The sequence below is a fragment of the Rhodovulum viride genome (genome assembly GCF_003265965.1).
Lineage (GTDB): Bacteria > Pseudomonadota > Alphaproteobacteria > Rhodobacterales > Rhodobacteraceae > Rhodovulum > Rhodovulum kholense.
Window position 1 is genome coordinate 59,344 of the sequence record NZ_MUAV01000005.1, and the last position, 12,358, is coordinate 71,701.

General features: G+C 66.6%; 9 protein-coding genes and 1 pseudogene. 6 read left to right on the forward strand and 4 right to left on the reverse strand.

Translation table 11 applies throughout. From position 1 onward, the window contains the following. The first annotated feature begins 107 nt into the window (after window positions 1-107). Window positions 108-1,340: an argininosuccinate synthase gene (locus BYZ73_RS05530; protein ID WP_112315206.1), complete on the forward strand. Its 1,233-nt coding sequence runs from the start codon at window positions 108-110 to the stop codon at window positions 1,338-1,340. A gap of 128 nt (window positions 1,341-1,468) precedes the next feature. Beyond that, window positions 1,469-2,088 (forward strand): annotated as a pseudogene (gene msrA, locus BYZ73_RS05535) (peptide-methionine (S)-S-oxide reductase MsrA). A gap of 7 nt (window positions 2,089-2,095) precedes the next feature. On the opposite strand, the gene BYZ73_RS05540 reads toward msrA, so the two are convergent. After that, the gene (locus BYZ73_RS05540) at window positions 2,096-4,354 is read right to left on the reverse strand and encodes an NADP-dependent malic enzyme (protein ID WP_108025670.1); all 2,259 of its coding nucleotides are present in this window, start codon (window positions 4,352-4,354) and stop codon (window positions 2,096-2,098) included. A gap of 173 nt (window positions 4,355-4,527) precedes the next feature. Between BYZ73_RS05540 and mutS the strand changes: the two genes are divergently transcribed. Next, window positions 4,528-7,158: a DNA mismatch repair protein MutS gene (gene mutS / locus BYZ73_RS05545; RefSeq protein ID WP_112315207.1), complete on the forward strand. Its 2,631-nt coding sequence runs from the start codon at window positions 4,528-4,530 to the stop codon at window positions 7,156-7,158. A 58-nt stretch (window positions 7,159-7,216) separates the two neighbouring features. On the opposite strand, the gene BYZ73_RS05550 is transcribed toward mutS, so the two are convergent. Then, complete coding sequence (locus BYZ73_RS05550) at window positions 7,217-7,765, reverse strand: nucleotide exchange factor GrpE (protein WP_112315208.1); 549 nt, start codon at window positions 7,763-7,765, stop codon at window positions 7,217-7,219. 3 nt (window positions 7,766-7,768) lie between these two features. Then, entirely contained in the window at window positions 7,769-8,809 is a 1,041-nt protein-coding gene (gene hrcA, locus BYZ73_RS05555) for a heat-inducible transcriptional repressor HrcA (protein WP_215731116.1), read from the reverse strand. A gap of 158 nt (window positions 8,810-8,967) precedes the next feature. Between hrcA and rph the strand changes: the two genes are divergently transcribed. From rph to hemW, 3 genes are read left to right on the forward strand one after another with little or no spacing between them, the layout of a single operon-like run. After that, on the forward strand, window positions 8,968-9,684 hold the full coding sequence (gene rph / locus BYZ73_RS05560) for a ribonuclease PH (RefSeq protein ID WP_108025676.1): 717 nt from the start codon (window positions 8,968-8,970) through the stop codon (window positions 9,682-9,684). 4 nt (window positions 9,685-9,688) lie between these two features. Further along, window positions 9,689-10,297, forward strand: coding sequence for an RdgB/HAM1 family non-canonical purine NTP pyrophosphatase (rdgB, locus tag BYZ73_RS05565; RefSeq protein WP_112315209.1), 609 nt, complete (start codon window positions 9,689-9,691; stop codon window positions 10,295-10,297). Beyond that, complete coding sequence (hemW, locus tag BYZ73_RS05570; protein WP_112315210.1) at window positions 10,287-11,450, forward strand: radical SAM family heme chaperone HemW; 1,164 nt, start codon at window positions 10,287-10,289, stop codon at window positions 11,448-11,450. Before rdgB ends, hemW begins: the two co-directional genes overlap by 11 nt. A 3-nt stretch (window positions 11,451-11,453) precedes the next feature. On the opposite strand, the gene BYZ73_RS05575 is transcribed toward hemW, so the two are convergent. Then, a complete protein-coding gene (locus BYZ73_RS05575; protein WP_245943060.1) occupies window positions 11,454-12,305 on the reverse strand; it encodes a ParB/RepB/Spo0J family partition protein in 852 nt (283 codons plus the stop codon). Between the last annotated feature and the right edge of the window lie 53 nt (window positions 12,306-12,358).

Below are 12,358 nucleotides of genomic sequence, written 5' to 3' on the forward strand. Positions count from 1 at the left end.
GCGTTCGCCCTGCGCGCGCAAGCGTCCCGTTGCGCGCGGGTTGCCTTGCTCTGGCCCCGGAAAAGAGCTATCCGCCGCCCGATATCCGAATGACGAAAGGTCGCCCCATGTCTGCGCCCAAGTCCGCGCCCAAGAAAGTCGTCCTGGCCTATTCCGGAGGTCTCGACACGTCGATCATCCTGAAATGGCTGCAAACCGAATACGGCTGCGAGGTGGTGACCTTCACCGCCGATCTGGGCCAGGGCGAGGAACTCGAGCCCGCCCGCAAAAAGGCCGAGATGATGGGCGCCAAGGAGATCTTCATCGAGGATCTGCGCGAGGAATTCGTGCGCGACTTCGTCTTCCCGATGTTCCGCGCCAATGCGGTCTACGAGGGGCTCTACCTGCTGGGCACCTCGATCGCGCGGCCGCTGATTTCCAAGCGCCTGATCGAGATCGCCGAGGCGACCGGCGCCGATGCCGTGGCCCATGGCGCCACCGGCAAGGGCAACGACCAGGTCCGGTTCGAGCTGTCGGCCTATGCGCTGAACCCGGAAATCAAGGTGATCGCGCCCTGGCGGGAATGGTCGCTGACCAGCCGGACCAAGCTGCTGGCCTTCGCCGAGGAAAACCAGATCCCGATCGCCAAGGACAAGCGCGGCGAGGCGCCCTTCTCGGTCGATGCGAACCTGCTGCACACCTCCTCCGAGGGCAAGGTTCTGGAAAACCCCGCCGAAGAGGCGCCCGACTATGTCTATCAGCGCACGGTTGACCCCGAAAAGGCGCCGAACGAGCCCGAATATGTCGAGATCACCTTCGAGAAGGGCGACGCGGTCGCGATCAACGGCGAGGCGATGTCGCCCGCCACGGTCCTGACCAAGCTGAACGAGCTGGGCGGCAAGCACGGCATCGGCCGGCTCGATCTGGTCGAGGGCCGCTTCGTCGGCATGAAGTCGCGCGGCATCTATGAAACCCCCGGCGGCACGATCCTTCTCGAGGCCCATCGCGGCATCGAGCAGATCACGCTCGACCGCGGGGCGGCGCATCTGAAAGACGAGCTGATGCCGAAATATGCCGAGCTGATCTATAACGGCTTCTGGTTCAGCCCCGAACGCGAGATGCTGCAGGCGCTGATCGACAAGAGCCAGGAGCACGTCTCGGGCACGGTCCGGCTGAAGCTCTACAAGGGCTCGGTCCGCACTGTCGGACGCTGGTCCGAAGCGTCGCTTTATTCGGAAAGCCATGTCACCTTCGAGGACGACGCCGGCGCCTACGACCAGAAGGACGCGGCGGGCTTCATCAAGCTGAACGCCCTGCGCCTGCGCCTGCTGGCGACGCGGAACCGCAAGCTGAAGGGCTGAGCCCTGTCGGGATCGGCCGATGGCGCGGCCGGTCCCGCCTTCGTGATCTCACGGGCTTTTGGGTTTCGCGCGATTTCGCGCGGAGCCTATCCTTTTCCGGGAACCCGACCGGGAAAGGGAGGTCGATCATGGGTGTTTCTCTGGGCAGGGTCAAACCGGCGCTGTTGATTGCCGCCATCCTTCTGGGGCATCTGGCGCAGAGCCATCGCGCGCAGGCCGCCGAACCGGAAACGGCCATTTTTGCGGGCGGCTGCTTCTGGTGCGTCGAGGCCGATTTCGAGATGGTCCGGGGCGTGAGCGAGGTCGTTTCGGGCTACACCGGCGGCCATGTCGATCATCCCGCCTATCGTCAGGTGGCGCGCGGCGGCACCGGCCATGTCGAGGCGGTCGAGATTACCTACGACCCGGACGTGGTGAGCTATGAAAAGCTGGTCGCGCTGTTCTTCCGTTCGGTCGATCCGACCGATGCGGGCGGTCAGTTCTGCGACCGGGGCGAAACCTACCGGACCGCGATTTTCGTCTCTGATCCGGCCGAACGGCGCGTGGCAGAGGCCGAAAAGGGGAAGGCCGGGCGGGTCCTCGGGTCCGAGATCGCGACCGAGATATTGCCCGCCGCGACCTGATCCTGACCCGGTTCGGGCCGAAGACCAAGGCCGAGGCCTACAAGCTGTATCGCGCGGGCTGCGGCCGCGACGAAAGGGTGCGGGCGCTTTGGGGCGACGCCGCGCCCTTTGCCGGAGGCTCGTGACCCGCGCTTAGCCGACCTCGCAGGCCGCAAGCAGCGCCATGTTCAGGATGTCGTTGACGGTCGAGACCGTGGAACAGATCTGGATCGGCTTGTCGACGCCCGCAAGGATCGGGCCGATCACCGTCGCCCCGGCCATTTCCTGCATCAGCTTGACCGAGATTGAGGCCGAGTGCCGGGCCGGAACCACCAGCACGTTCGCAGGCCCCGAGAGCCGGCAGAACGGATAGCGCGCCATCGCCACCGGGTTCAGCGCCACATCGACCGTCATCTCGCCGTCGAACTCGAAATCGACCCCGCGCTTGGCCAGCACTTCCGAGGCGCGATGCATCTTGGTCGCGCGCTCGCTGACCGGATAGCCGAAGGTCGAGAAGCTGAGGAAGGCCACGCGCGGTTCGATCCCCAAACCGCGCGCGACATTGGCCGCGTGCACGGCGATATTGGCCAGATCCTCTTCCTCGGGCCATTCATGCACCAGCGTGTCGGCGATGAAGACGATCTTGCCCTTGTGAAGCAGAGCGGTCACGCCGACCGCACCGTCCTGGGCACGGGCGTCGAAGACGTGGTTGATAAGCTCCAGCACATGGGCCGATTTCCGGGTCGCCCCGGTCACCAGCGCGTCGCCATGGCCATTGGCCAGCATCAGCGCCGAGAAAACGTGCCGGTCGCGCGCGGCCAGCCGGTTGATGTCGTGGGTATCGTAGCCCTTACGCTGCAGGCGCTGGTAAAGGAACGACCGATAGGCCTCGAGATGGCCGGTATTGGCGGCGTTCACCACCTCGAGCTCGCGATAGGCATCGGCAAGCCCCGCCTGTTGCAGCTTTTCCTTCACCTCGGCCTCGCGGCCGACGACGATGGCCTGGCCATAGCCCGCGCGGTGATAGCTGACGGCGGCGCGCAGCACGCGTTCGTCATCGCCCTCGGCAAAGATCATCCGCGCCTGCGCCGCCTTGGCCCGCGCCGCGATCCCCGACAGGACCGAAGCCGTCGGGTCCATCCGCGCCTTCAGCCGCTGTTCGTACTCGTCCATGTCGACGATCGGCCGCCGCGCCACGCCGGTATCCATCCCGGCCCGCGCCACCGCCGGCGGAATGGTGTAGATCAGCCGAGGATCGAAGGGCGTCGGGATGATGTAGTCGCGCCCGAAGGTCAGCTTGGTGCCATAGGCCATGGCGACCTCGTCGGGCACATCCTCGCGGGCGAGTGCCGCCAGCGCATCGGCGCAGGCGATCTTCATCTCGTCATTGATCGCCCGGGCATGGATATCGAGCGCGCCGCGAAAGAGATAGGGAAAGCCGAGGACGTTGTTGACCTGGTTCGGATAGTCCGACCGCCCGGTCGCGACGATGGCGTCGGGACGCACCTCCTGCGCCTCTTCGGGCGTGATCTCGGGATCGGGGTTCGCCATCGCGAAGATGACCGGGTTCTCGGCCATCGAGGCCACCATCTCGGGCGTCACCGCCCCCTTGGCGCTGACGCCCAGGAAGACGTCGGCACCGACCATCGCGTCTTCCAGCGTGCGCGCATCGGTCTTGGCCGCGTGGGCCGATTTCCACTGGTTCATGCCCTCGGTGCGGCCCTGGTAGATCACGCCCTTGGTGTCGCAGGCGATGCAGTTGTCATGCTTCGCCCCCATCGCCTTGATCAGTTCCAGACAGGCGATCCCGGCCGCGCCCGCGCCGTTCAGGACGATCTTGCAATCCTCGATCTTCTTGCCCGACAGATGCAGCGCGTTGATCAGCCCCGCCGCGCAGATCACCGCCGTGCCGTGCTGGTCGTCGTGGAAGACCGGAATGTCCATCTCTTCCTTGAGCCGCTGCTCGATGATGAAACACTCGGGCGCCTTGATGTCCTCGAGGTTGATGCCGCCGAAGGTCGGCCCCATCAGCCGCACTGCCCGGATGATCTCTTCCGGGTCCTCGGTGTCCAGCTCGATATCGACCGCGTTCACATCGGCAAAGCGCTTGAACAGGACCGACTTGCCCTCCATCACCGGTTTCGAGGCCAGCGCGCCCAGATTGCCCATGCCGAGGATCGCGGTCCCGTTCGAGATGACGGCCACCATGTTGCCCTTGGTGGTGTAGTCATAGGCCGTCTCGGGCGCGTCGGCGATGGCCTGCACCGGCACCGCGACCCCCGGGCTGTAGGCGAGGCTGAGATCGCGCTGGGTGGTCATGGGCTTGGTCGCCACGATCTCGTATTTCCCCGGCACGGGCTCGATGTGATAGCTCAGCGCTTCTTCCGGTGTGATCTTGGATTTCTCGGCCATTGTCGGGGCTCTCCTCCTAGGTGAAAAGCGTCTTAACCCTCCGACGCCCGCGTCTCAATAGACTTGAAAATCGACATGGATTTACCGCTTTTCGCCGCAGGGGCGGATTTGTAAGGTCCGCGGACCAGCGACAGGGGGGTTCCGTGACCGAAGCCGGCGCATCCGTCACACCGATGATGGCGCAATATCTGGAAATCAAGGCCGCCCATCCCGGCGCGCTGCTGTTCTACCGGATGGGCGATTTCTACGAGATGTTCTTCGACGACGCCGTGGCGGCGGCCGAGGCGCTGGACATTGCACTGACCAAGCGCGGCAAGCATCTGGGCGAGGACATCCCGATGTGCGGCGTGCCGGTCCATGCCGCCGAAAGCTATCTGCTGACTCTGATCCGCAAGGGCTTTCGCGTCGCGGTCTGCGAACAGATGGAAGACCCGGCCGAGGCGAAGAAGCGCGGGTCGAAATCGGTCGTGAAACGCGATGTGGTCAGGCTGGTCACGCCCGGCACCCTGACCGAGGAAAGCCTGCTCGAGGCCCGGCGCCACAACTTCCTTGCCGCCTTTGCCGAGGTTCGCGGCGAGGCCGCCCTGGCCTGGGTCGACATCTCGACCGGGGCGTTCCGGGTGATCGGTTGCCCGGGCGTGCGGCTGGGCGCCGAACTGGCCCGGCTTGCCCCGCGCGAAGTGCTGCTGAACGAGGCCACCGAACGCGATTGGGCCGAGGCGGTCTCTGATGCGGGCGCCGCCGTGACCCCGCTGTCGCGCATGAGCTTCGACAGCGCCTCGGCCGAAAAACGGCTGACCGCGCTGTTCTCGGTCGGCACGCTCGAAGGCTTCGGCAGCTTCGGCCGGGCCGAGCTGTCGGCGATGGGCGCGCTGGTCGACTATCTGGAGATCACCCAGAAGGGCAAGCTGCCGCTCTTGCGCCCGCCGATACGCGAGGCGATGGGCGGCACCATGCAGATCGACGCTGCGACCCGGCGCAATCTGGAACTGACGGCCAGCCTTTCGGGCGGGCGCGAAGGCAGCCTGCTGGCCGCCATCGACCGCACCGTCACCGCCTCAGGCGCGCGGCTGCTGGAACGGCGGCTTTCCAGCCCCTCGCGCGATCTGCCGACGATCCGCGCGCGGCTCGACGCGGTGCGCGCGCTGGTCGAGGATTCCGGGCTGCGCGACGCGCTGCGCGACGAGTTGCGGAAATGCCCGGACATGGACCGGGCGCTGTCGCGGCTTGGGCTCGACCGGGGCGGGCCGCGCGATCTGGCCGCGATCCGCGCCGGGTTGACCCAGGCGGGCGCGCTGGCCGACCGGCTGGGCGGCGATCTGCCGTCCCTGATCGCCGAGGCGCGTCGCGCGCTGACCGGGCATGACGCGCTGGTCGATCTGCTCGACCGGGCGCTGGTGGCCGAACCGCCGCTGCTGGCCCGGGATGGCGGCTTTATCGCCACCGGTTATGACGAGGGTCTCGACGAGGCACGGACGCTGCGCGACGAGGGCCGGGGCGTGATCGCGCGGATGCAGGCGGGCTTTGTCGACGAGACCGGCATCTCGTCGCTGAAGATCAAGCACAACAACGTGCTGGGCTATTTCATCGAGGTGACGGCCACCCATGCCGACCGGATGCTGTCGCCGCCGCTGTCGGAAACCTTCATCCACCGGCAGACCACGGCCAATGCGCTGCGCTTTACCACGGTCGAACTGTCGGAACTTGAAACCCGCATCCTGAATGCGGGCAACCGGGCGCTGGAAATCGAAAAGCGGCTATTCGAGACCCTCCGGGCCGCGATCCTCGACGAGGCCGGGCCGGTCGGACAGGCCGCCGCCGCGCTGGCCGAGATCGACCTTGCGACAGGGCTTGCCGATCTGGCCCGGGGCGAGGACTGGTGCGAGCCGCTGGTCGACGATAGCCGCGCCTTTGCCGTGGCGGGCGGACGTCACCCGGTGGTGGAACGCGCGCTGAGGCGCCAGGGCGGCGCGCCCTTCATTGCCAACGATTGCGACCTGGCCCAAGGCGGGCAAGGCGCCGCGATCTGGCTTTTGACCGGGCCCAACATGGCCGGCAAATCGACCTTTCTGCGCCAGAACGCGCTGATCGCGCTGCTGGCACAGGCGGGCAGCTTCGTGCCCGCCGCCTCGGCCCATATCGGGCTGGTGTCGCAACTCTTCAGCCGGGTCGGCGCCTCGGACGATCTGGCGCGGGGCCGGTCCACCTTCATGGTCGAGATGGTCGAGACCGCCGCGATCCTCAATCAGGCCGACGACCGGGCGCTGGTGATCCTCGACGAGATCGGGCGCGGTACCGCCACCTATGACGGGCTTTCGATCGCTTGGGCGACGCTGGAACACCTGCACGACATGAACCGCTGCCGCGCGCTTTTCGCCACCCATTACCACGAGATGACCGCGCTGGCGCAAAAGCTGGCGGGGGTCGAGAACGCGACCGTGGCGGTCAAGGAATGGGAAGGCGACGTGATCTTCCTGCACGAGGTCCGCAAGGGCGCGGCCGACCGGTCCTACGGGGTGCAGGTGGCGCGCCTGGCGGGCCTGCCCGACAGCGTGGTCGAGCGCGCCCGCGTGGTGCTGGACGCGCTGGAACGGGGCGAGCGCGAGGGCGGACGGTCCCATGCGACGCTGATCGACGATCTGCCGCTGTTCTCGGCCGCCGCGATCCCGCAGCGCCCTGCCCCCGCGCCCGCTGGCCCCTCGCCGCTGGAAGACCGGATGTCGGCCATCCATCCCGACGAGCTGAGCCCACGCGAGGCGCTGGAACTGCTTTACGAGCTGAAGGCCCTGGCCCGGCCTGACTAGGCCCCAATGAAAAACGCCCGGCCGATGGGCCGGGCGTTTTCCGTGAAACAAGAGGGTCTCAGGAGGCCGGGGTCGACGAGACGCCCACCTGCGCCGGGCGCAGCAGCCGGTCATGCAGCATGAAGCCCGAGGCCATCACCTGGATGATGTCGCCCGCCTTCGTGCCGGGCACCGGGGCCTCGAACATCGCCTGATGCAGCTGCGGGTCGAACTTGTCGCCCGCCTCGGGCGACAGCCGCACGATCCCGTGCTTGGAGAAGACGTTCAGAAGCTCGCGCAGGGTCAGCTCGACCCCTTCCAGCAGCGCGGCATTCGCCGCGCGCTGTTCGTCGGTCACCACCTCCAGCGCCCGCGAGAGGTTGTCATAGACCGGCAGCATGTCGCGCGCGAGTTTCGAGCCGCCGTAATTCTCGGCCTCACGTCGGTCGCGGTCGGCCCGCTTGCGGGCGTTCTCGGCATCGGCCAGCGCCCGCATGAACCGGTCGCGAAGCTCGTCACGCTCGGCCCTCAGCGCCTCGACCTCCTCCGGGGTGATCTCGGGGGCTTCGGTTTCGCCTGCGGTCTCGGTCGCAAGGTCTTCGGGTTCGGTCTTTTCAGGTTCTGCCATCTTTCATCCCTTGCCGCGGTCGGCGATCAGCTTGCCCACCAGCTGGGCGGTGTAGTCCACGATCGGCACGATCCGCCCGTAGTTCAGCCGGGTCGGTCCGATCACCCCCACGGCGCCAATGATCTTACGGTCCGCGTTCATATATGGAGAGACCACCAAAGAGGAACCCGAAAGTGAAAAAAGCTTGTTCTCGGAGCCGATGAAGATGCGCACACCTTCGCCCTCTTCGGCCAGTTCGAGGAATTCGGCGATGTCGCGCTTGCGTTCCAGATCGTCGAACAGGCTGCGGATCCGGTCCAGATCGGCGGCCTCGGCCGGATCGGACAGCAGGTTCGCCCGGCCGCGCACGATCAGCCGCGCCTGGTCCTGACCCTCGTTCTCCCAAACCGCCAGCCCCGCCTCGACCATGGTCCGCGCCAGCTCGTCCAGTTCCTGCCTGCGCCGCGCGATCTCGACCTTCATCGCCTCGCGCAGTTCGCTGAGCGTGCGGCCCTCGGCCAGCGCGTTCAGAAAATTCGCGGCCTCCCGCATCGAGGACGGCGTCTGCCCCGGCGCGGGCTGGAACAGGCGGTTCTCGACATGGCCATCGGCAAAGACCAGCACCGTCAGCGCCCGGTCGGCGCCGAGGCTGACGAATTCGATATGCTTGATCGGTGCCTCGTGCTTGGGCGCCAGGACGAGGCTGGCACCATGGGTCACGCCCGACAGCGCCGCCCCCACCCGGTCGAGCAGTGCCCCCACATCGGACGTGTTCGACCCCAGCGTGGCGTCGATCTTCTCGCGGTCTTCCTCCTTGAGGTCGCGCACCTCCAGAAGCCCGTCGACGAACATCCTCAGCCCCAGCTGCGTCGGCACCCGACCGGCCGAGACATGCGGACTGTTCAGAAGGCCGAGGAATTCGAGATCCTGCATCACGTTGCGGATCGTGGCCGCGCTGACCTTCTCGCTCATGGTACGGGTCAGCGTGCGCGAGCCCACCGGGTCGCCGGTTTCCAGATAGCCCTCGACCACCCGCCGGAACACCTCGCGCGAGCGGTCGTTCATTTCTTCGAAAATGCCTTGGGTACTCACCTGCCGCGCCTCCGTCGAAGCGGTGCCATTAAAAAGAAGATCCCGATCCCGTCAATCGGTCCGATCAAACAGGGTTGCATCGGCCTCCGGCTCATGGGAGCAAAGCGCCAACGCCAAGAAAGGACAGTCCGATGCGCCCATCCGGTCGTGATGTAAGCGAACTCCGCCCCGTTTCAATCGAGACCGGCGTGACCAAGCATGCCGAAGGCTCCTGCCTGATCCGCATGGGCGACACCCATGTGCTGTGCACCGCGACGCTGGAAGAGCGCGTTCCGCCCTTCCTCAAGAACAGCGGCCTCGGCTGGGTCACCGCCGAATACGGCATGCTGCCGCGCGCCACGACCACCCGGATGCGCCGCGAAGCCGCCCAGGGCAAGCAGGGCGGCCGCACCGTCGAGATCCAGCGCCTGATCGGCCGCGCGCTGCGGGCGGGCGTCGACCGCGTGGCCCTTGGCGAACGCCAGATCACCATCGACTGCGACGTGATCCAGGCCGATGGCGGCACCCGCTGCGCCTCGATCACCGGCGGCTGGGTCGCGCTGCGTCTGGCCGTCAACAAGCTGATGAAGACCGGCGAGGTCATTTCCGATCCGCTGGTCGACCCGGTCGCCGCCGTGTCCTGCGGGATCTATGCCGGCCAGCCAGTGCTGGACCTCGACTATCCCGAAGACAGCGAGGCCGGCGTCGACGGCAATTTCGTGATGACCGGGTCCGGCAAGCTGATCGAGGTGCAGATGTCGGCCGAAGGTTCGACCTATACCCGGGCGCAGATGAACGCCCTGCTCGATCTGGCCGAAAAGGGCGTGGCCGAGCTGGTCGCCGCCCAGAAGGCCGCTGTGGGGGCCTGAGCCCATGCGCCGGTTTGACGGAAAGACGCTGCTGGTCGCGACCCATAACAGGGGCAAGCTCGAGGAAATCGCCGATCTGCTGAAGCCTTTCGGCATTTCCGTCACCGGCGCCGCCGACCACGCCCTGCCCGAACCGGACGAGACCGAGGACACCTTCGTCGGCAATGCCCGGATCAAGGCGCATGCGGCGGCGAAGGCCACCGGCCTTCCCGCTTTGGCCGACGATAGCGGCCTTGCGATCGATGCCCTGGACGGTGCCCCGGGCGTCTATACCGCCGATTGGGCCGAAACAGGCTCTGGCCGCGACTTCCCGATGGCGATGGAAAAGGTCTGGACCAAGCTTCAGCAGGCGAACGCCTCCGAGCCCCGGACCGCGCAATTCTGCTGCACCTTCGTGCTGGCCTGGCCCGACGGCCATGACGAAGTGTTCGAGGGCCGCATGCCCGGGCGCATCGTCTGGCCGATGCGCGGCGATCAGGGCCATGGCTTCGACCCGATCTTTCAGCCCGAGGGCTACGACAGCACCTTCGGCGAGATGGACCGCTGGGAAAAGAACAGGATCAGCCACCGCGCCCGCGCGTTCGAGAAACTGGTGAGCCTGTTTGACCGCTGAAGACTGGCAGGAGGGCGGGTTCGGGCTTTACGTCCACTGGCCGTTCTGCCTGTCGAAATGCCCCTATTGCGACTTCAACAGCCATGTGTCGGCCGAGATCGACACGAAACGCTGGCAAAACGCCTATCTTTCCGAAATCCGCCGCCTCGGCGCCGAGACCGGCCCGCGTGTGCTGAACACCGTCTTTTTCGGCGGCGGCACTCCCAGCCTGATGCCGCCCGATGTGGTCGGTGCGATCCTCGAGACCGCCCGATCGGTCTGGACGCCCGCAAATGACATGGAAATCACGCTCGAGGCCAATCCGACCTCGGTCGAGGCCGGACGCTTCACGGGATTTGCCGAGGCCGGCGTCAACCGCGTCTCGCTGGGTGTCCAGGCCCTGAACGATGCCGACCTGAGGCGGCTCGGCCGGATGCACAGCGTGGCCGAGGCCCGCGCCGCCTTCGAGATCGCCCGCGCCCGCTTTCCCCGCGTCAGTTTCGACCTGATCTATGCCCGTCAAGCGCAGTCCCTCGCCGCCTGGCGCGAGGAATTGACCGAAGCGCTGGCCATAGCCGCCGATCACCTGTCGCTCTACCAGCTCACCGTCGAACCCGGCACCGCCTTCGGGGACCGGCTGGCGCGCGGCGGTCTGAAGGGTCTGCCCGACGAGGATCTCGGCGCCGATCTTTACGCCCTGACGCAAGAGATCTGCGGCGCCGCGGGAATGCCCGCCTATGAGGTTTCGAATCACGCCCGTCCCGGCGCCGAATCGCGTCACAACCTGATTTACTGGCAGGCGGGCGACTATGCCGGGATCGGCCCTGGCGCCCATGGCCGCCTGACCCTTGGCGGCGTGCGGCTTGCGACCGAAACGCCGCTGGCGCCCACCGCCTGGCTCGACCGGGTCGACCGCACCGGCACGGGCGAGCTGTCGCGAAGCCCGATCTCCCCTGCCGATCAGGGTGTCGAGAATCTTATGATGGGGCTGCGCCTCGCCCATGGACTGTCGTTGGCGCGTTACGAAAGGCTGGCGGGCGTGCCGTTAGATTCATTGCGAATCAATGAGTTGTCCGAACTTGGCCTGGTCGGGGTCGAGGCGGGAGTCCTGCGCGCCACGACCGCGGGCCGCGCTGTGCTGAATGCGGTGATCCGCGCGCTGCTGCCCGATTGACCCTCAGTCGAAGCCGCCCCCGGGCGAGCTCAGCGCCGCACAAAGCCTGTCCAGCTCTTCAAGCGAGGCATAGGACAGGACAAGATCGCCCGATCCGTCGGTGCGATGCTCGATCGAGACACCAACGCCAAGATTGGCCGCCAGATCCTGCTCGAGCGCGCGGGTATCGGCATCTTTCGCAAGCGGTGGCGGCACCCGACGCGGTTGCGGCGCAGAGCCCGCCTTGGCCAGTTTCTCCGTCGCACGCACCGAGAGCTGCCCCTTGATCACCTGCCGCGCCAGTTTGGCCGGGTCTTCGGTCGTGATCAGCGCGCGGGCGTGGCCCGCGCTCAACCGCCCTTCGCGCAGATAGCCCTGCACCTCTTCCGGCAATTGCAGCAGACGCAACAGGTTGGCGATGTGGCTGCGGCTTTTCCCGAGCGCCTCTGCTACCTTATCTTGTGTGTGGCCGAAGCGATCCATCAACTGGCGGTAGCCCATCGCCTCTTCCAACGGGTTCAGATCGGCCCGCTGGATGTTCTCGATGATGGCGATTTCCAGCACTTCGATATCGTCCAGCTCGCGGACGATAACTGGCACTTCGTGTTGCTGGGCCAGTTGCGAGGCGCGCCAGCGGCGTTCGCCCGCGACGATTTCATACCGCCCTGCGCTGCGCTTGCTGGGCCGCACGATCAGGGGCTGAATCACGCCCTTTTCCCGAATCGAGTCCGAGAGTTCTTTCAGCGCCTCTTCGGCAAACATCCGCCGCGGCTGATCGGGATTTGGCTCCAGCAGATCCAGCGCTATCATCAGATCGGCCTTGCCGCGCGGCGCCTCGCCCCGCTCGGTCTCTGGTTCGATCTTGACGTCCGCCATCAGCGCCGACAGGCCGCGTCCGAGGCCGCGTTTTTCCGGTTGTCTCATGTCAG

Bases quoted from the DNA above. Each gene is read 5' to 3' on its own strand.
- BYZ73_RS05530 (WP_112315206.1), top strand. From the start codon at position 108: ATGTCTGCGCCCAAGTCCGCGCCCAAGAAAGTCGTCCTGGCCTATTCC.
- BYZ73_RS05540 (WP_108025670.1), bottom strand. From the start codon at position 4,354: ATGGCCGAGAAATCCAAGATCACACCGGAAGAAGCGCTGAGCTATCAC.
- mutS (WP_112315207.1), top strand. From the start codon at position 4,528: ATGATGGCGCAATATCTGGAAATCAAGGCCGCCCATCCCGGCGCGCTG.
- BYZ73_RS05550 (WP_112315208.1), bottom strand. From the start codon at position 7,765: ATGGCAGAACCTGAAAAGACCGAACCCGAAGACCTTGCGACCGAGACC.
- hrcA (WP_215731116.1), bottom strand. From the start codon at position 8,809: ATGAACGACCGCTCGCGCGAGGTGTTCCGGCGGGTGGTCGAGGGCTAT.
- rph (WP_108025676.1), top strand. From the start codon at position 8,968: ATGCGCCCATCCGGTCGTGATGTAAGCGAACTCCGCCCCGTTTCAATC.
- rdgB (WP_112315209.1), top strand. From the start codon at position 9,689: ATGCGCCGGTTTGACGGAAAGACGCTGCTGGTCGCGACCCATAACAGG.
- BYZ73_RS05575 (WP_245943060.1), bottom strand. From the start codon at position 12,305: ATGGCGGACGTCAAGATCGAACCAGAGACCGAGCGGGGCGAGGCGCCG.